This window comes from Reticulibacter mediterranei, from assembly GCF_016587455.1.
In genome coordinates this window covers 4,274,101-4,293,369 of the sequence record NZ_BNJK01000001.1, presented here as the reverse complement: position 1 = coordinate 4,293,369, position 19,269 = coordinate 4,274,101, and the positions used below count along the sequence as shown (strand labels likewise).

At 54.5% G+C, this 19,269-nt stretch carries 15 protein-coding genes; 9 read left to right on the top strand and 6 right to left on the bottom strand.

The genetic code is table 11. The features are described 5' to 3' along the window. Window positions 1-19: 19 nt before the first annotated feature. Genes K3T83_RS18465 through K3T83_RS18445 form a run of 5 tightly spaced genes read left to right on the top strand, consistent with a single transcriptional unit; the run spans window position 20 to window position 6,159 of the window. Window positions 20-1,288, top strand: a complete 1,269-nt coding sequence (locus K3T83_RS18465) for a transglycosylase SLT domain-containing protein (protein ID WP_220204429.1) — start codon at window positions 20-22, stop codon at window positions 1,286-1,288. A gap of 29 nt (window positions 1,289-1,317) precedes the next feature. Further along, window positions 1,318-1,638, top strand: a complete 321-nt coding sequence (locus K3T83_RS18460; RefSeq protein WP_220204428.1) for a hypothetical protein — start codon at window positions 1,318-1,320, stop codon at window positions 1,636-1,638. Window positions 1,639-1,677: 39 nt separating this feature from the next. Further along, complete coding sequence (locus K3T83_RS18455; protein WP_220204427.1) at window positions 1,678-2,064, top strand: PrgI family protein; 387 nt, start codon at window positions 1,678-1,680, stop codon at window positions 2,062-2,064. A 12-nt stretch (window positions 2,065-2,076) separates the two neighbouring features. Next, window positions 2,077-4,842, top strand: coding sequence for a VirB4 family type IV secretion system protein (locus K3T83_RS18450; RefSeq protein WP_220204426.1), 2,766 nt, complete (start codon window positions 2,077-2,079; stop codon window positions 4,840-4,842). Window positions 4,843-4,851: 9 nt separating this feature from the next. Next, entirely contained in the window at window positions 4,852-6,159 is a 1,308-nt protein-coding gene (locus K3T83_RS18445) for a hypothetical protein (RefSeq protein ID WP_220204425.1), read from the top strand. 150 nt (window positions 6,160-6,309) lie between these two features. Here the strand turns inward: K3T83_RS18445 and K3T83_RS18440 are convergent, their stop codons facing one another. The 5 genes from K3T83_RS18440 to K3T83_RS18420 form a co-directional block, all read right to left on the bottom strand. Further along, window positions 6,310-7,830: a TRAFAC clade GTPase domain-containing protein gene (locus K3T83_RS18440; protein ID WP_220204424.1), complete on the bottom strand. Its 1,521-nt coding sequence runs from the start codon at window positions 7,828-7,830 to the stop codon at window positions 6,310-6,312. Window positions 7,831-7,845: 15 nt separating this feature from the next. Next, a complete protein-coding gene (locus tag K3T83_RS18435) occupies window positions 7,846-8,814 on the bottom strand; it encodes a GAP1-N2 domain-containing protein (protein WP_220204423.1) in 969 nt (322 codons plus the stop codon). After that, window positions 8,811-10,040, bottom strand: coding sequence for a TRAFAC clade GTPase domain-containing protein (locus K3T83_RS18430; protein ID WP_220204422.1), 1,230 nt, complete (start codon window positions 10,038-10,040; stop codon window positions 8,811-8,813). Before K3T83_RS18430 ends, K3T83_RS18435 begins: the two co-directional genes overlap by 4 nt. After that, window positions 9,995-12,121 (bottom strand): zinc ribbon domain-containing protein, encoded by a 2,127-nt coding sequence (locus tag K3T83_RS18425; protein ID WP_220204421.1) that lies wholly within the window; start codon window positions 12,119-12,121, stop codon window positions 9,995-9,997. Before K3T83_RS18425 ends, K3T83_RS18430 begins: the two co-directional genes overlap by 46 nt. Window positions 12,122-12,310: 189 nt before the next feature. After that, on the bottom strand, window positions 12,311-13,972 hold the full coding sequence (locus K3T83_RS18420; RefSeq protein WP_220204420.1) for an Hsp70 family protein: 1,662 nt from the start codon (window positions 13,970-13,972) through the stop codon (window positions 12,311-12,313). 1,139 nt (window positions 13,973-15,111) lie between these two features. On the opposite strand from K3T83_RS18420, the gene K3T83_RS18415 reads away from it, so the two are divergent. Continuing rightward, a complete protein-coding gene (locus K3T83_RS18415) occupies window positions 15,112-15,735 on the top strand; it encodes a hypothetical protein (RefSeq protein ID WP_220204419.1) in 624 nt (207 codons plus the stop codon). A 42-nt stretch (window positions 15,736-15,777) separates the two neighbouring features. Here K3T83_RS18415 and K3T83_RS18410 read toward each other — a convergent pair whose 3' ends face one another. Next, window positions 15,778-16,125 (bottom strand): hypothetical protein, encoded by a 348-nt coding sequence (locus K3T83_RS18410; protein ID WP_220204418.1) that lies wholly within the window; start codon window positions 16,123-16,125, stop codon window positions 15,778-15,780. Between the two features lie 92 nt (window positions 16,126-16,217). Here K3T83_RS18410 and K3T83_RS18405 point away from each other — a divergent pair, with 92 nt between their 5' ends. The 3 genes from K3T83_RS18405 to K3T83_RS18395 all read left to right on the top strand — a co-directional run bounded on the left by K3T83_RS18405 (window position 16,218) and on the right by K3T83_RS18395 (window position 19,258). Next, window positions 16,218-16,442: a hypothetical protein gene (locus tag K3T83_RS18405; protein ID WP_220204417.1), complete on the top strand. Its 225-nt coding sequence runs from the start codon at window positions 16,218-16,220 to the stop codon at window positions 16,440-16,442. Between the two features lie 27 nt (window positions 16,443-16,469). Then, the gene (locus tag K3T83_RS18400) at window positions 16,470-17,765 is read left to right on the top strand and encodes an MFS transporter (protein ID WP_220204416.1); all 1,296 of its coding nucleotides are present in this window, start codon (window positions 16,470-16,472) and stop codon (window positions 17,763-17,765) included. 110 nt (window positions 17,766-17,875) lie between these two features. Beyond that, a complete protein-coding gene (locus K3T83_RS18395; protein ID WP_220204415.1) occupies window positions 17,876-19,258 on the top strand; it encodes an MFS transporter in 1,383 nt (460 codons plus the stop codon). Window positions 19,259-19,269 lie beyond the last annotated feature (11 nt).

Here is a 19,269-nt window from a genome sequence, read left to right as displayed (position 1 = left end):
GAACAAGAAGTCGGGAATCATGGCAGGTTTAGATCTGCAATCGCTGCTTATTATTGCATTTGCCTGCTTCTTCATCCTGTTCTGTGCAATTGGAGGATTTGCTGTTGCGGAGCAAGCCGCAGAGCAAGAGGTCGGCCTGGAAACAGGCGGAGGTTCTAGCGTGGTGATAGAAGCGCTCAATATTGCGTCGCATCTGGTAAAGCCAAAACTGGACGCCTTTGATACTGGCAATATGAGTCCTTTGCCGATTCCCGGCCTCAATCCCAAATATAGTACGCCGGCAGCTTATCTCTCAGAGCTGTATACCTATCTGCGTGACAGCCACGTCGATGGCTATCCGGCCGACAACGTGCAATGTGTCGCCTTCGTCAGGGCCGCGTATCACATGGCAGGTTTTCCCTTGCCAACCGATAATGGCGGTATTGCTCTCGCCAAAGATTATTGGACAGGTGCCGCCAGTTGGTCCGGCTGGAAACGCATTGCCAACGGGGAGGGACTCCCCTCTCCTGGCGATATCGTCGTCCTCGATCATCCAGGCGAGGCTGGACACGTCTCTATTGTGGTGTCGGTCATGCCTCCCAAACAGGGAGAGAGTATGGGATCCATCCTGGTGGCACAGGGCAATGCGGGCTATACCACCCTGACAACACAAAATGACCCCCGCATCCCGGGGATAAACGTACCAGCAGGCATTCCCATCTCTATCTTGCCTTACAATCCAGGCACGAACCTGGTTGCATCAACCTGGCGCAGTTATACGGTGATCGGCTTCCTGCATGATACAAAGCTTGATTTCACCGCTGGTGGAGCGGCGTTGCCTGTGGTTGGACCACAATGCATGCAGATGCCAGCAGGTATGCCGTCGTCACCATACGTACAGGTAGCATGGGCGGACGCTATTAAATATGGCATTTGTCCCCGCTACTTTGTCAGGCAAATCAATCAGGAGAGCAGCTTTAATCCAAAAGCTCGCTCTTCTGCAGGAGCAGTCGGCATCGCTCAGTTTATGGCAGGGACGGCTCCGACCTGGGGCCTGAAAGTGGGAGGAGGTGTTGACGATCGTCTTGACCCGATCAAAGCACTGGATGCCTCTGCACGCATGATGGCATCCGCCTATAAAAATTATCTAAAATCAAATCCGCCTACAATTGCTTACATGAAAACACTGGCGGCCTATAACGCTGGCGGTGGTAACGTTGGCAGCGGTAGTAACTGGTTCAGCAACCTGAAAAAGGAACCTTACAATTACGTCATCAGTATCATGGAATTAAACATTCCAAAGAAGTAATAGTCATAACCAGAAAGGAAACAGCTATCATGTTGTTTATGCACCTGCTTTCAACCATCGATTTGACTCATCTCACCCATAATCTCTCTATCCCTCTGGGAGCATTGATGGCTGATCCATTACCACAGCTCAACAACTTCATCAAACAAATTAGAGGAACTGTTACTGCTGTGGGAGGCACAATATTCCTGATTGCGGTCGCGATTGCCGGTATTATGCGTATGGTGGCCTTTGGTAACGAGCGAAGAATCGCGCTTTCAAACATGGCATTAACGGCTGCCGTTATCGGTTTAATTATCATGTTGATGGCAACCGCTCTGTCGTCGTTTATCGGTGGAGCATTTAAATAGTCAAAACGATGGCGTTTATTCTCACATCACGAGGTTTCCGTGAAGAAGGAAGAATTTCCGACATTTTTAAACGAGCAGCCCACGGTCATCTTTGGTCGTACAGGTCGCGAGTTGCTCATCATCGTTTGTGGCATCGTAGGCGCCTATAGTGTCTGGGCAAATATGAAAGACGCTGTGGGCGGCGTCGGCGGCCAGGTACTGAGCGGTTTCCTGGCCGCCGTGATCGTCATTATTGCGCTTGTCATTGCCCTGACCAACATTGCTTCCAGGCCGCTAGAAGAATGGATCGTTGTCTGGCTCACCTACGTTGTCATGCCCAGGGTGTATATGTATCAACAGCCGGAGGAAGAAATAGACGAAGATCTGACCAACGAGAAAAACGACAGCCAGCGTTCAGATGACGCTGATGCTCTAGAAGAAGACTAGGAGCATAAATCCATGCTAGTAAGTCCCCAGACTCCCAGCCAATCCTTTGTCGGCATTGGCAATGTTATTAAGTCATTCGTCAGATTGCACGAGGTATCGGGCGATGTGGCATGCCTGAAAATGGGAAAAAAGCTCTTTGCCTATCGCAGCATCCTGCAAGTCAATACTGTCAATTTTGCTCTGATGTCTGAGGAAGATAAAGATGCTCTGATCGAAGGTTTCAAAGCTTTCCTCAACGGGCTTTCCTTCCCCATTCAGGTTCTCATTAAAAATCGCCCATATCGTCTCGATGAATACTTGCAGTCGATGGAAGCCGTGCAGGGAGACCTGGCGGAGGTTGCACGCGACCATGCAGATTTTGTGCGCCAGCTGGCTTCCAAACGAGCGCTCGTTAAACGAATGTTCTATATCATTATCCCGGCGGATGACGCAACTGCCAAAAATCAGGCCGAGGCGTTGATTAATGCTCAGACCCAGCTCCGCTTACGCACTGAAGAAACCTTGCGCCAGCTTGAGCGTCTCGGCCTGACCGGTCATCGCCTGACCAACAAGGAAATCCTTACCCTCTATCAAAGCAGCTTCGTCTCCGATGAAGCCAAACAATTTCCTCTCTCCGACTCGTTGATCGATGGCGTCGATCGTCTCATGGTCTCCGAACTGGAAGCGAATCGTCCTCGCCTCACTCAGGACGATTACCTGACAAAATTTCGACCAGAAGATTCAGATGACGAGGGCACAAAAAAGTCAGGCAAAAAGGCGCAGAAGAAGGCTCCACCAAAGAAGAAAAGTAAGATTCCGGAGTTTGTCAGCATTCCCGAACTCGTCTCGCCCAGCACTATCCAGGTCTACCCCTGGTACATTCGCATCGATGGTGAGGCCGGACAGGAATATGCTCGTACGCTCGCTTTTGTGAACTATCCCAGAAGCGCCTATCCCGGCTGGCTCGACGCGATTATTCAGGTCGATGAGCCATACGTCGATTTCAGTATTCATATCGCGCCACTCTCGCCACAGGAGGTCAATAATCGGCTCGGCCGCAAAGCTATCGAATTTCGTGGCTCCGTGCTGGCTTCGGCACGCCAGGGCAAGTCACCCGATCCTACCACAGCCATCGCCTTGCAGGACGTAGAAGGCTTGCGCGAAAAGCTGGCACGTGGCGACGAGCGTATCTTTACACTCTCCGTCTTTGTGCAGGTGCGTGGCCGCACTCGCCGCGAACTGAGCGAGCGCAATAACCGCCTCACTGCTGCTATTCGTAGCCTCGACTTCCGTGCTCTCCCGGCTCACTGGCAACATCAGGCTGGCTTCCTTAGCTGCCTGCCCGATGGCGATAATCAGTTGGGACGCGGACGACTCTTTGGCACCAGTTCGGCCTCGACCTTCTATCCCTTTACCGGCAGCGATATCAGCATGGAAACCGGCGTTATGTTCGGTCTCCATCCCAGCGGAGGCCTGATCATCCTCAATCCTTTCAATAGTAAGGAGTTGGAAAACGCTAATATGGTCGTCTTTGCCAAGTCTGGTGCTGGCAAAAGCTTCTTCCTGAAAACGACCACCTGCCGCCTCCTGCCCAACTGTAACGTCTATGTCATCGACCCTGAAGCGGAATATAACCATCTCTGCGAACGCGTCAAAGGACAGTACGTTCGCCTCTCGCCAGATTCGTTACAGATCAATCCCTTTGATCTCTATGCGCAGCCAGCTACCCCAGAGGGACTGGCAACCGCTGAACAGGACGATCAAGGCGGCGAGATCAATTTCTTCCGCGAGAAGCTGCTCAACCTGATTACGCTCTTTGAATTGCTGCTCTCAGATGAAGGCATCCTGCCACAGAAAGAGAAAGCCTTCCTCTATCGCTGCCTGGTCAAAACCTACGCCAATCGCGGCATCACAATGGACTCCACCACGCATAGCAGGCCAGCGCCGAATATGCAGGAGTTCTACGTCATCCTGTCTAGTGCGCTGCGTGGCGACCATCGCTTCGGCGTCGGCGAAGATACCTATGGTCTGAGCGAGCGCCTGGAACGCTATCTACACATCTTCCCGGCAAAGACACGCGTTGCGCTCGACAATCGCTTCATGGATTTCAATATCCGCGAGCTGAACGAGACGCTCAAACCGTTGGGACTCTTCCTGATCACCGAGTTTATCTGGACAAAGATGCGTCAGGCGCGACAGTCTCGTGTCCCGCAGCCCAATACAATTGTGTTGATCGACGAGGCCTGGCTGTTGATGCAGTTCTCGCAGGGAGCGAAGTTCCTGGCCGAGGTTGCCAGAAGAATCCGTAAATATGGCGGTGGCCTCTGGTGTACCACGCAGAACTCTGACGACTTCCTGGGTTCGGAAGAGGGACGCACAATCCTGGCAATGGCAACCATGAAATACCTGATGAAACAGGACTCCACCACCATTGAGTCAGTGATGCGCACGTTCCGTCTCAGCCCCGGACAGCGCAATTTCCTGCTCGGTGCCAGGCGCGGCGAGGGTCTCTTCGCCACCAAGATCTGGACACCTATGGAGGTTGTCGCCTCGCCAAAAGAGATAGAGATGGCAAATACCACCCTGGGCGCGTTCTCGCAGAACCAGCGCAATCAGGAGGATCAGCACGATCTGCTGGCGGAACTGGCCTCCAACGAGACAATACTGCCGCCAACGCAGCCGTCCAATCCATCTCCTAGCACCAGGATTGTCTCGAACAGAACCACACAGCCGACCAACGGTAACGGGGCCACGCCGAGCGGATCGCAGGGCAATCCCTTGGAACATTTACGCAATTGAGGATAAACGATGAAAGCACTCTCTGACAAACAACAGGCCGCAGCACAGGAACAGTTGTTGAAGCTGCTCTGCTTCAACTGCCTGCCTATGCTGCTGGCGTTAATCCTGCTCGGCTGGCTCTCATTCGGTCTTCCTCATCCCACCTGGCTCCTGTTGCTGAAAACAATAGTCCAGGCCGATACGCTCATCGCGCAGCAGGGAATGTCCTTCCTGCTGCCGCTGTTCATCCTTGCCATTCAGTCCATCTTTCTCATTTGCGCCTGGGGACTACTCATCTGGGGCATTACCCGTGAGGTGAGAACGCTGATCGCCTTCTACTCAGATATTGCTACGCTACAGACGGCGAGGCCATCTGTAGCGGCAGCAGCAGCCACCGCCACACCAGTTGCTCCCCAGCCAGCAGTTCCCCCGGTCGTTCCCAATCCCTATCCTTCTTCCTATGCACCACCGCAATCCTACACACCACCACCGCCGCCATCGTCATCGATCCCGCCCAATCCTTTCGCGACCGATGATGAAGAGGATTTCCCAACAGAACTTATTGATCTGCCGACGCAGCTCACTACGCCACCTGACTACGATATTCCCGCCGTGAGCCAGTCGGCCAGCACCAAGCGCTACGCATCTTACGACTTGCTGGTAGGAGCGGCCCAGCACAAAGACGAAAGCGATTATCTGCAAATCGAGGAACCAGTTCACGACGAAAGAGATGAGGAGCCACCGAGGAAGCGCTCGACCTCCATTCAGAGACGCGCTCCCATTTCATCATATGAATCCGATCAGGACGACGACATTTCCTGGAAGCGGCCAGCCGATCAGGAAGTGCCGGTCTATACGCCGCCTCCTGCTCCTGCCGAAGATCCACTTGAGGCTACGGTGATCGCCAATCGTTCAAAGATGAATAAGGAGCGTCAGGAGCAAGAGAGTAAACAGGCGCGTCAGGTGCAAGAGAGCAAGCAGGCGCTCCCGGCTGCCAGCCCAAAACGGCAACCCACACAGCCCGCACAACAACCGAGTGATCCATTCTCCGTCGTAGAAGATGATCCTTTTGCGGTCAAAGAGGATGTTCTGCATGTTTTCGAGCAAGAAGATCCTGAGGAGCAAATGCAGGAAGAAGAGGAACAGGCTTCCGAAGACGATTCCATCTTTGTCTACGGCAACCCCTTCGAGGGACCACTACCCGATGTTTTTATGCATGATGAGGATCTCAAACGCTCAATCGAGGAACAAAACATCACAATCTCCGAGGATGGCACCTCTCAAGCTGCACCGAAGAAAACGAACCAGAAACCAACCGGTATCCGCAAGCGCTCATGATAATTGGTGCATCTGCAAAATGAGAGGGGAAACACCACTCGAAAATGGTAGGGGCGATGGCTTGTCCTCGCCCTCGTTGCGCATTTTGTGTGTTGTGAGCCAGGGCGAGGACAAGCCATCGCCCCTACCATTTTCGGCCTCATCCCAGAGTCAGCGAGGAATGGCTCTGGCGTGAGCTAGCAGCCATTCCAGCGGCTCCAGCACCGAGAGCGCCACTCCATCTTTCTCGGTACTCCCTTCCAAAGCTTCACAAGAAAAGTAGCGCACATGCTCAAAATGCGATTCGAGATCGCGCGCCACATTATCCAATCCATGCGCACAGAGGAATGCTCTTGCCAGCTGGTGCATTGCCTCCCCTTGAGAAATGGCCGAGGCATCCTGCTGCATCAATGTCATGCGCGCCGCACTTCCCAGTTCATCGCTAAGTTGTGGCTGGTTGGCCTTCGTCACGACTACTGCTATCGCTTGCCGATACCGTCTCCCTCCACGCAGGCCGGCAAAGATCTCAAATAATTCCATCATATGCTCATAAGCCTGCATTACCGGCAATTCTCCCCCCGACACCAGCGCACTGGCATCAATACACAACAACACTCCATGTGTATAGCGATAGTATTCCTGTCGGCTCATATACTCGCTGTTGGTAAATGTTTTCCCAATCGGATCATACAGATAGATAAGTCGAGACGCGGAGAGGCGCGAAGGCTGCATATGTAGCACATACGGCACAGGAACGGTTGTGGTAACAGTTGCCATAGCCCGACCATGCCGCAATTGATCGATTGCCTGCTTAAAATGCTTCTCCTGCTCCTGATCGGTAAAGCCTAAACGATACCACTCGCGATACTTCTCGCTCAACGCTCCCATTGCCTGCACTATATATGAGGTCTTGCCAGCTGCCGACGCCCCGACCAGCGCAATATGTACACTCGCACCTCGCCCAATCGCACCACTGAGAGAATGCTCGCAGGAGGGACAGAGCCGCCCCAGCCGTTTGCGCCCCAGCATATCCAGCGTGGGCAACAGGTGCCGACACGACCGACAGCGATGTGTCAAAATCCCGTAGAGGTCTGGTCGTAAGCGCGTATGCTTTGCCCTACATGTCGGACAGACATGGACGGGACGGGCTATCGGTTGATAACAGTAAGGACAGGGGAAGAAATAGTAATGCAGCACATTCCAGCAGAAGCGCAGTGGCAGCACCAATCCCAGAGCAAGCAGCAGCGCAAACGCCCAGACCGTCAATATTAACGCATGAATGGCGACAAAGAGGAGCGCCGCCAGAGCTGCGATCACGTACTGGATGCGCGCGGCAATCTGCAATCCCAGCATCGCCAGCCACGCAAACGGCGCGAGCCAGGGGCGCGACCAGGCGGCATATTGCACGGTTTCATACGCCTCCAGCCAGTTCAGCGCGCTCTCATGCACGCGGGCGGGCAACAGCTGAGTCACGTAGCCAATGACCCTCCATCCACCATCAAAAGCAAACATCTTGCGCGCAGGCTCAACGACTATCGGCACAGGATAGAGCGCCTCTTCTTCAACCAGTGCATCATAAAACGTCCAGATCACCAGCATGAGGGCGCGACAAACACCGCCCACTACTATAAGAAAGGGAACAGCAACTAGCACGGCTGCGATGCACTCGATAATGAAGAGGAAGCGCTCCATACCTTATTCCCTCCCCTACTCTTGAAAATGGCCCTGGAACCAATCAGGATCATCGATTATACGGTCACGAACAGACAGCGCCAATTGATCCAGTCGCTCATCGATCCTGATTGGGGATGCATCAGCCTCATCCGGCGCAAACAACGTCGCAAACATCGTGAGCAATATGTTTTCATAGAGATCGGGCTGAGCCGCTGCCACAGCCAGTTCCGCGTAGGGCGATGGCTCAATGGGACTACACTGCCTACGTACAGCATCCAGCAGAAAAATCGAGGCATCATCTTCCAATACCGCGCTGCGGGCCGCATCTGTCCCAACAATCATGAAGGGGGCCTGGCGTGGATCGTGATGATATGTCGCAAACGTCAACAGCGGTCGATACGCCGGAGGCAACAAACAGCTGACCGCTGCCACCCAGAGTGCTACATGCTCATCGCTATCGCAAATCACGATGCGTCCTTGCCTTCGCTGGCTCTGCATTACCGCACACAACAAGCGATAGAGCAACGCGCGCCTCTGCTCTCCAGCCACAAACGACCAGACATCCTCCAGATCAAGCGCAGGCTCCTCGTCCTCTAATGCTAACAGGGGAAGAGACGCTATCTCTTCGCGCTCAACCGTATCACGCTCGCACCAGAAGGCGCTTTTCCAGAAGAAGCCAGGGGGAACGCTGGTAAAAAGGTCTTGTTGCAGTACTACCGCATGGGCAAAAAAATTGCCGGGCCGACCATACTCATCGCGTCCACATGAGCGGCTACAGAGCAAAATACATTCGTCCGGCCCTTTATATGCATAACGGAGCGCGACCGGGTGTGTCTCCACTTGCTGGATATCAAGATTGGTGGGAACGCGATACGCGATCAGGCGAGCAATCGTCTCTTGTAGCTCCGGTGCCAGCCCCGGCGACATAGCCTTGACCTGAAATCCGGCCCGGCCCGTCTGCTGATGCACATACGACGTGTAATAATACTGACGCCCGCTCATCGACTACTCCGTTTCTTTCCACGTACAAGTCCAAATTGCTGTAAGATCCAAAGAAATGGATCTTCGACCCGCAATGGGCTGATGGCAGAGAGACGATTGTTCTGATCCGGCTGCTCTCCCAGCGACGAGACCCCGAAATAGTTATAGCGCCCAAAGTTGCTGTGAATAATATTGCAGAAGTTCGGATTCAGCCACAGCGAGAGATAGGTCAAAATTTCGCTATGCACTGATCGCACATCATCCAGATCGAGATAGCCGTTGTGGTTTCCAGGATGACGAAACTCCGATCCTGGCTCCAGCAGCGCAAATAGCGTATCGATCTTGGACAGTGTAAAGGCAATGGGAACCTTCACCTTTTGCGTCACCCGCAGCCGATGTTCTCTTTCAAACAGGTCGCGCAGGCGTCCTACAATATATTCGGGCGAGGCTTTGAGATCTGCTGCCGGAAAATTGGCGCTGGTGGCGAGTTGCTGGCGAATGCTGGGGATCTGCAACGGATCGAGCAGAAAGATAATCCCATCGGCATAGGTGATATAGCGATTCTGCAACGCCATCGTCGTGAGCGAACTCATATCTTCGCCCGCCGAGTCAAAGAAGCTCAGATTTAGCACACGTCTGTATCCTCCACCATTAAAGGTGAGACGAAAGATCAGCGGTGACTTGATCTCTGGATCGATCTGAGCCGGACGGCTGGGCTGAAGCACCGTCTTGCGCACAAAGAGCGGTGTGTAAAAATCGCGCTCCCAACGCTCCTGCGTCTGATCGCCCAACATGCGCACGGTGAAGCCAAAGTTCTTGCCTACATCGTTTTGTAGCCGTGTAATCAGCGAGGCGATATAATGCGTCTTGCCGGTTGCGCGCCCTCCGATAATAGCAATGATACGCTGATCGACCTGTCCGACATCGTGCGGTAACTCAAAATGACAATAGGGACACAGCTTTGTGTGGCTCACTGCCTTACATGCATCACACAGCGCCACGTAGGGAACGCCACTCAGACCGACCTTGCCAGGCAGCAAGACGCGTCCCTTCACTACGGCTTCGGTCCCGCGCGCATCAGCATAGATTGGATCGACCTCGCGCCCCTTACAGGTCGGTGCCAGGCAACGAAAACGCATCGCACGCAAGGCGAAGGCGTGAAAACAAAACGGGCATACTGTCTTGCGCGTCCATCCGATCATCAACTCAGCCTCATTGATTGCTCGCCCGGATGGTGAACAACCCACTCACTATACAACGCCTCGTCTTCTAGAAACAGCTTGCCGAAAGTTCCCTTCGTTAGCGGATGCATCGATAGCTCCACCTGGACGCTCCCCCTTACCTGCTCGTCAGCCTCGATCCGCTGAAACGGGTCTCCATCGCTTTTCCTCAAGGGCAATCCCTCCTGTTTGCAAACAAGCAACAGCGCTGGCAGCGGTCCCGGCGGATCGATGAAGATATGCAACACGCGCCTCTTTTGCCACAGCGTCGCCTGTTTGATTACGTAGGTGATCGTTATCTGACTGGACAGGAGCACAGCAAGGCGCACCCCATCTGCCAGCACCTTTTGATCATGCAATTGCATGGTTGCTGAAACGAGCAGAAAACAGTCGCGGCTGGTCATTTTGTGCAGATCATAGTAGCCACGCCGATCATATTCTTCACGACTCACTGTACAGGTCGTCGTTTTCGCATCATAATGCTGAAACTCCTGCTGGGTGCTATATGACAGCAACACCTCCTGGCACTGCTCCGGCCACTGCCAGCGCAAGCGCAACACCGAACTGAGTTGTTGATATTGCAGATTGCCAACGCGTTCGAGACAACAATATGAGCGCGATCGCCCGGTAAATGCCATCTGTTGCACAACAATAACAGGTGTGTACCAGGACAGTTCTCTTGTTCGCCAGCTATCGAGCGTGTAGTTCCCCTGATCATTGAGCAAGACGCCCACCTGCTCTATTTCCGTAAGAGGCACCGCCTTCTCTTGCGGCAACACCTCTTTTGGCGAACGCAGAATAGCGACGGTTCCACTACCAACCGGCCCCCAATCGATCCGCACCATGCGCTGCTCGTTGACGGCCACTTCGCGAATCGCCAGCATGTCCAGGCGCTCCATCACCTCCTGTTTTGCCTGATGAAGCGCCAGGGCGAGGCGCTGCACCTCCATGTGGTAGCTCTTGATCTGGAGCGAACGTGAATCGGGTGTTCCCGGCTGCCACGCCTGCTCGATCTGCTGTAAAAGTTCACCGGCCCGCTCGCCATCGCCCGTTGCCAGCACATTGCGCAGTTCTTCCAGCAAACGATCCACCAGGAAGCGATTGCCGATCACAAAGCCGCACTGTCCACAGGTCGGCATATCAGATGTGACCAGCACGCCACAGCGAGGACAATCCAGCGCCAGCACGAAACGACAGGAGCTACAGAGACGTTGTCCCACAACATTGGCATGTCTGCAATTTGGACAGACGACCTGCTGTTCGCTCCCAGGATGAGCAGGCAGTGTGATTATCCATTTCTGTTGCCGCGCGTGCTCCTTCAACTTTGCCAGAGCATCCTGCTCCTTCCATCCCTGACGCCTGGCATGCTCCAGATAGAGCATTACCTGTTTAGGGTGCAGTTCCTCATCAACCGAGCGCTCCATAGCCACATCCAGTTCAGCCAGCAAACGGTTCAGCGCCTCTAACCTCACATGCACATCGTAGCGCCTGCGCATCTCATCTGACTGGAAGATATCGCGTGCTAATCCGGCCAGTTCAATGCGAGCCGTCACCTCCGCTGTGGGTGGCAGGCGCACAAGCTGGGTATATAAGATCTCGGCGGCACGGCACAATGCAGAGGTTGCGGTCTGGGGAGGACACTGAAGCAGGTCATAGAGTGTGTTTTTACGCAAAAACTGAAGCAGGCTGGTGACGCGCTTTGCGATAGAGGCATCGAGTGCAGGCAGGTTCTCAACGCTGGCGGGTGCCTTTATCTCAACCTGGATGCGGTTACGTATCTCTCGAGGCGAGAGCAGATGTTGAAAGGTGACAATAAATTTATTGACCTCCTCTTCCATCACCGTCTCCCTAGCATTGAGAAACGCCAGTTGCTTCTCAAATTGCTCAAATTCCTTGCGACGAACGGCGGCCAATTCGAGGCGAGCCGCTCGCGCTTCCTGCGCCCGCAGTTTGGGATCGGCCATCACTTCCTGGATCTTAGGAATCAGGGCAAGGTTTTGCTTCGCCACCAGTGCCTTTTTCGCAACGCCCGCGCTCTGACGGCTCCACTCGGTGCGCTTCTTTTTCAATACCTGCTCAAATGCTGCCTGATCCCAGGCAGCATCCAACTTCGGCTCCAAATCTAATAGTAGAAAGAAGTTAGGGCGTGATACTGTACTGCTCATACCATGCCAGGCGAGGACAAGCCATCACCCCTCCCATATGCGGACCGCCTGTGAACCATTCGTCTATGGGAGGGGCGATGGCTTGTCCTCGCCCGTCTCCCCCGATCCTGTATGCTCACTTTATCACGCCTTTTACAAAATGGTGATCTTTGAACTACGCACCTTCGCCTCCTGTACCTCCTCAGCTGTGATTCCGCCTCTCGCCTCAAAGGTTGCATCTGAGGTGGCACCGCTCTTTGGCTCTCGCCCGGTCACGTGCAAAATGCCCTGTCGATCAAGCTCAAAGGTGACTTCGATAGGTGCGTTAGCCGGCAGCCCTGGCGGAAGCGGCAGAATAATCTTACCAAGCTCCTCCAATTCCTGGAACTCTTCCAATTCGACGATCTCGCTCTCCTGTCCATTCTCTATAATGCGCAGTTCGACGATCTCCTGATCCGCCTCTAGCGTCCCATAGGTATGCATGCGGAAGGCCGGCAAGGGATCATTGACCAGCACCAGATTTTCGGCCACCTCGCGCTCTCGTGAGGTCTGGAAATCGATGGTAACTATGACGCCAAAGCTGTGGCTGGTGACGTTGGTAATCTCGGTGCTGGCCAGTTTCTCCACCGCCTCATCAGGCAGGCCAAGCGCACGTGCAATCTCCAGATGAGCCTGTTTCGCGCTCGCAGCCTGATCTATTGTCGCAGTGCCAGCAGGTACAGCCTGCTTCTCCTTGAGATGTTGATTAAACAGCAATTTCTGCCCATACATGGCCGCGCCCCTGGCGACAGCCTCATCAGGCTCGAAAATACGCAGCGGCAAGCCAAATTCGCGTTCCAGGCGCGCAGAGATCTGAGGCATGCGCGTGGAGCCACCAACCAGCAAGACCAGATCGAAATTGTTATATCCCCGCTTCCTCGCCTCATCCATCGTCATCTTCGTAAACAGGGCCGTACGATCCAGCAAGCCAGCCGTCAACTCATCGAACTTATCGCGCGTCAACGTCACCTTGACAGTCTTCCCGCCATGAGTGACCACCACTTTTGTCGATTTACGGGCCGTGAGCGAACGCTTGGCCCGCTCCGCCTTGAGCCAGAGATCTTGCAGCGTCTCCGGCGAGTCGGTCGGATCTTCCAACGAACTGGTCTCCGCCTGCCATTGCTGTGCCAGATAACCTACAATTGCCTCGTCCCAGTTGCGTCCACCCAGCGTGTGATCGCCTCCGGTCGCAATCACGGAGATCTTCGAGTCTTTGATCTCAATGATGGTGATATCAAAGGTGCCGCCGCCCAGATCATAGACCAGCACAACCTGATTCTCTGCGCTCTGCAAGCCGTAGGTGATCGCAGCTGCCGTTGGTTCATTGATGATCTCATGCACCGTCAAACCCGCTATCTCGCCAGCACGCACAGTCGCTTCACGCTGGGCAATGCCGAAATAGGCGGGACAGGTAATTACCACGTCCTGCACTGGCACGCCCAGCGCCTCTTCTGCGTCAGCCACCAGCTTGCGCAAAATATACGATGAGATCTCTTCAGGCGCATACTCCTTGCCCTCATAGAGAAAGCGCCAGTTGGCCTCGCCCATGTGCCGCTTAATCATCTCCACCACCGCCTCCGGGCTGAGCAAGGCGCTATTCTTAGCCTCTTCCCCCACAATACGCTGCTTCCCCTCAAATAGCACAACCGAGGGAGTCGTTAACTGATGTTCTTTGTTAGGAACAATGACAGCATTGCCGTGCTGATCAATATAGGAAATGCACGAATACGTCGTGCCGAGATCAATGCCAAAGATGGTCTTCTGCTGATTACTCAATATCGCCTCCTGATTGTTTAATATGTATAGGCATATAAAACATTTTTTATTCTGTTTAGTAATGGTGGTAACAGATCAGCACAAAAGTCATCTAAAATACAATCTTATCTTTCATTGCCTTACGCCCAACGACCCCATTATCTTTTTAACTATAAATGAAGGGGCAGAACAAAAAAAGGCTTCTATAGGGACAGATTGCAGAACAATAATCTGTTTTTTTCCTGCTTGATACGAATGTGAATCACTTTATCTGCCTGGGAAGCAGCATAAGCATATCAATGGGTTGCATTTTAAGAAGTGGTATGGTACAGAAAGAATCAAGATAAAAGCAATACCTGCAAAGCTTTATAAAATAGCAGGGATCATGAGTAAGGGCAAACAGATCTTGCTCATAAAGCATTGCTTCACGTCCGCTCTACCTATCACCTCTTCGTCACAATGAGTAATTAGAATCCGCTTGTCGTCAACACATTCTGCTCATCCATAATGGGGCATGGCAATCTTGACCCTATTCTCTGAAGGTGAGCAAGATGCCGACGCTCATCTTCAGAGAATAGGGTCAAGATTGCCGCTGAAGGGTGATCGGCTCTCAGTATTGAGAGCCGATCCTATTCAGTCCGCAGCGTCGCAGGAAGCACGCTCTGAGCGATGCTGCATCTATCAGGCAAGCTAACAGCTTGGCCTGTCGGGTAGATATATGCTCTTCAGGTCGTCCGATTAATTTAGGTTACATATTGCTCTCGCCCTTCCCTCAACAGGAGACAATTTTATTGGCCTGGAGAGCGGTGCGAGCCTGTTCACAACTTGCATTTTACGAAAGGATGTGGTACAGGGATACTTAGAGAACAAGTATCTGCTAGCTTTTGTAGTAGCAGAATGCATGAATGGAAGCCGTGTGTAGCTCTGTTTATGCATGAACGCTCCGGGTTGAGCCTTTTTCTAATAGGTAGGAGGATTTATTTGCGCTCCCCGGCCTGAAACGTTCAACGATACGATATCTTTCCTGTACACAAGTCATTCGCGCCACGTGCTTGCTTGATCTTAGTCAGAAATGCACATATAGGCGTGCACAGGTGGGTGTTTTTCCCTCATTAACAATTATCCCCAACAAGCTACCCCTGGTACGAAATTGGCTACTGATGAACACTCAAACCAGAAATCGGTTCAATACAGCGCTTCGCGTTGGACGCGTGCTCTGGAAACTCTATGGGCTGGCATGGTTCGCCATCATACTTCCTGTTGTTTTCTACACGGGAATTGCCCTGTGCCTGGCAATGGGAACGCTTTACGTCGCCATCTTCGGGCCGATTGGCGGAGCAATTCTACTGCTGGCAGCCATCCTGACCGTGCTGTTTCGCCACAAGCTGGCTCATGAGATTGCGAAGTACTTCGACCGCAGCCTCAAGCTCGTCGCATTCGAGTGCATTGCATGCTGCGGCCTTTTGCTTGCCGCGACATGTCTGCACTTCCCCTTGAATCCTCTCTGGTACGGGCTGGCAAGCCTGCTCGCCAATACGTTGCTGGAGGGACGTTGGGAAGTCTCCGTCTCTACAGAGAACAATGACGACGAACTTTCTGTGTACGTCGAAACATTGTTCTGGCTCTGGTTCGCCGTCTCATGGATCTTCGTTCTCATCTACGGGATTCACCCCGGCCACACCAGCATGAGCTTGCTGCTCATCAGTCTCGGGCTGGTAGCTGGCAGTTTCCTTGAAGCCACGCGCAAATACTTCTTTGCCCGACACAAGAAGAGCTGCACGTAAACCCAACACTCGCACCGGACAAGACAGCCATCCACAAACACGCTACCAACAAATGATGGAAAGGGGGCAACTGGCATGTGGCCGTGCGCCTTCTACACCAACAGCGACCACTGTAACGGTAACAGCAAGCAGTGCGCCTGCTCGTGCTACCTGATGCTCATCATGCGAGCGATCACAAGCAGCAACCACCCGTCGCCGCACCCGCTGGCGATCACGGCCATCATCTGGCTCAGATACCGCCACTGACCAGATCCCGTCGAGAGAAGGAGAAGAGATGGCAGATCGCTTCAAAGGAGCAGCAAGAATCAAGGGAACGAAACTGGTCGTCATCAAAAGCAACACCCCTCCTTGCAGCACGGAAGAAGCAGCACGCGGGGAGAGCCAGGACATCAAAAGGCAACTCCGTTCAATGGGTATCCCATACACCCAGACAGAGGTCGTCACGATCAGGGGAGAAGACGACTGAGGCACGACTACGAGCGGTGAAGCGGGACGAGGGAAAAGTGCGCCCCTCGCTCCGCTTCACCGCTCGCCCGATCTACCAACCCCACAAGCACTCGGGTGAGGAAACATGTCAGAACCATGTCCTCACGGTACGCCCCAGGGCGTCGGCTGTCTCCAATGCCAGCGCGACAAGCAAACATGTTCTCACGGCGTACCCAATGGCGTCGGCTGTCTCCAATGCCAGCGCGACAAGCACTAACTAGCCTACTCTACACGAGGGGAAATCGTCCGTGCAACGCAGAAAGTTAAACGAGAGTGCTCTGAGCAACCCGACGTTTCGGTGGCTCATACTCTTCCTGTTCGTTTCCCACATCGGGAACTGGGCGGAAGGGTCCGCGATCAACTGGATCGTCCTCATGAAGACGCACAGCGCGGTGGCCCTCTCGGGAATCGTCGTCCTGCTCTACATCCCCCGCAGCCTCTTCTCGCCGCTGGGTGGGAGGCTCGCGGACCGCTACTCCCCGGCGCGCATCATGCAGCTCTCCCAGGTCAGCATGGCGCTGCAATCGCTGATGCTCCTGGGCGCGACACAGATCAAGGGCTCGACAGGGATCGTGCTGCTCTTCCTGCTGCAAGCCCTATCTGGTATGTTGTCAGGGTTCAATGTCCCGGCCCAGGAAGCAGTCGTGCAGGGACTCGTGCCGGAGCGATGGCTGCATAACGCTCGTGCGGCCATGAGTACGGTCGCGTTCGTAGCGGGGATCGTGGGTCCGCTCGTGGCTGGTGTGTTCATCACGATGGAGCAAACCACCTGGGTCTTCCTCATGAACGCCTGCACCTACCTGTTGCTCATCGTCTACGTGTCCCGGCTGCACATCCAACGAGAAGCACCTGAGCCAACAAGCACGCCTACCCAGCAGCGTGGCAGCGTGCGCGAAGCATTCGAGTACATCAAAGCGACGCCGAGGATTGGCTATGCGCTCATGCTGGGTGGCCTGGTAGACTTCTGCCTGTCTAACATGTCAGTGACTCAGGCATTGATAGGCGAGCAGTTGGGCGGTGGTGGCAAATATGCCATGCTGACGGCAGGAGCCTCTGTCGGAAGCCTGATCGGGGCATTCACGCTGATGAGGCGGCGCAAGACACTGGCCAGGCGCGGCATGTTCGTTGCCGGGGCACTCTACAGCATTTTCAGCGGCGCGTATGGAGCCTCGGCCCTGGGCCACTCGCTCCCGTTGACGATGGGCAGCATCGCGCTCGCCACCATCGCCTCTGAGTACCTCACCAACGCCGTTGGCACGGAACGGCAGACCGACATCCCCCCAAAGCTATGGGGAAGGGTCAACGGTATCGCTCAGGCGGTCCGCGTCGCCAGTATGGGACTGAGCAACCTGTTCGCGGGTGCAGTGCTCGTTCCCCTGTTCGGGGTCTCCTATGGCCTGATGGCTGCGTGCATGTTGGGCCTACTCGCGGTCGCAACGATCAGGCATCTCGCCTGGCGTAAGCACCTGCTGGGGAGGGTAGCTCCAAACTGGGTCGCGTATACCGCTACCGGCATCATCTGGTTCACAATCAGAGAGGCGTAGTAGCCAGGAGGAGAGATGCCTGGAAGTATGCTCCTGAGAAGGGATATCGTCTCAGAGGTATACTTCCGGGCATCTCTCCCTCATCTACGCTCACTCCACGAAAGGTATCCATGTCCTCCGGCAACAGATCAAGCATCTCCGCCCTGGGCAATCCCGCCTTCCGCCGTCTCGCCTTCTGGTTGCTCATCGCCAACATCGGCTACCGGGCAGAAGAGGCGACTATCCTCTGGCTCACCTTCCAGGGAAAAAACAGCAAGGCGGTCCTGGTCGGCACGGTGCTAATGACGCTCCTGCCTCGTACTCCGGCCCTATGGGGTGGTGGTCGCATCGCCGATAAATATTCGCGGCGTACGATCATGCTGTGTACTCGGATGGGCATGGCGCTGCTCTCCCTGACCTTCATCGGGTCCATTCGGATCGAGGGGGCTATAGGGCTTGCCCTGATCTGGGGAACCCAGGTCTTGATCAGCATCCTGACCGGCCTCAACGACCCATCTCAGGAAGCAGTAATGCAGGAGATGGTCAGGACGCAAGAGCTGCATAACGCGCGCGCCGTCTATAACGCCTGCTCGTACACATCAACAATCGGGGGCTATCTCATCGCGGCGTTCTCGAAGGGCGTGGAGGGGGCGAGCTGGATCTTCCTCCTGAGCTTCGCGACCTGCATCTGCTTCGTCGGGTATCTGTCCCGGTTGTGCGTTGGACGAGCTGAGCCACGAAAAGAAGCACCGGAGCAAAAGCGCAAGGTCACACAGCGCGAGGCCATACAGTACATCCGCCGGTCCCCGGACATCCTCCTGGCCCTTGCGACCATCGCCGTGATCGATCTCCTCATGGCGAGCCGGCCCGTTATGTTGCCTCTGGTTGGAGCAGAACTGGGAGGCTCGCATGCGTACACCTTGCTCACGGTTGCGAACTTCGCTGGAAGCCTGATTGGGGCACTCGTCGTCATCAGGCAGAGCAGGCCGCCAACTATAAGAAGGATGTTTGCCTCGGCAACGTTCTTCTCCCTGTTCATCCTGCTGCACGGCTTCTCCGCGTGGCACTCGTCGCTGGTGTGGGCGATGGTCAATGTGGCAATAGCGCGTTTCGCCGCTGAGATCTTCGTCAACGCGGTTGGCACGCTGAGGCAAAGAAACGTCCCCAGAGAATTTATGGGCCGGGTCAGCGGGATCTCGCTGCTGGTGAGCGTTGTCTGTGCGGCAGCCTCTAACGTACACGCTGGCCTGTGGCTCGATCCTATGCTGGGAGCCTCTGTAGCCACAATGGTGGTTGGTGGAACGAGCCTTGTTGCCCTTTCCATCTTGTGGCCCGTCGCCCGCCACAAGCATCTGCTGGAAATGCCGACCGTGGCTCCGCGCTGGGTCGCACCTGCCACAGCCGTTATCTTCCAGCTCGTCCCCAACAAGACCTCTCCCAACAGGTCCCGATCGTATATCAAGGCTGCACTTGCTTTCAGCTCGTGCAGAACAACAATACTGGCGAACAGATAGTTGCTCGTCGG

Excerpts from the sequence above, each read along its gene's own strand:
- K3T83_RS18465 (WP_220204429.1), top strand. The coding sequence starts at position 20 with ATGGCAGGTTTAGATCTGCAATCGCTGCTTATTATTGCATTTGCCTGC.
- K3T83_RS18460 (WP_220204428.1), top strand. The coding sequence starts at position 1,318 with ATGTTGTTTATGCACCTGCTTTCAACCATCGATTTGACTCATCTCACC.
- K3T83_RS18450 (WP_220204426.1), top strand. The coding sequence starts at position 2,077 with ATGCTAGTAAGTCCCCAGACTCCCAGCCAATCCTTTGTCGGCATTGGC.
- K3T83_RS18445 (WP_220204425.1), top strand. The coding sequence starts at position 4,852 with ATGAAAGCACTCTCTGACAAACAACAGGCCGCAGCACAGGAACAGTTG.
- K3T83_RS18440 (WP_220204424.1), bottom strand. The coding sequence starts at position 7,830 with ATGGAGCGCTTCCTCTTCATTATCGAGTGCATCGCAGCCGTGCTAGTT.
- K3T83_RS18435 (WP_220204423.1), bottom strand. The coding sequence starts at position 8,814 with ATGAGCGGGCGTCAGTATTATTACACGTCGTATGTGCATCAGCAGACG.
- K3T83_RS18415 (WP_220204419.1), top strand. The coding sequence starts at position 15,112 with ATGAACACTCAAACCAGAAATCGGTTCAATACAGCGCTTCGCGTTGGA.
- K3T83_RS18410 (WP_220204418.1), bottom strand. The coding sequence starts at position 16,125 with ATGTCCTGGCTCTCCCCGCGTGCTGCTTCTTCCGTGCTGCAAGGAGGG.
- K3T83_RS18395 (WP_220204415.1), top strand. The coding sequence starts at position 17,876 with ATGTCCTCCGGCAACAGATCAAGCATCTCCGCCCTGGGCAATCCCGCC.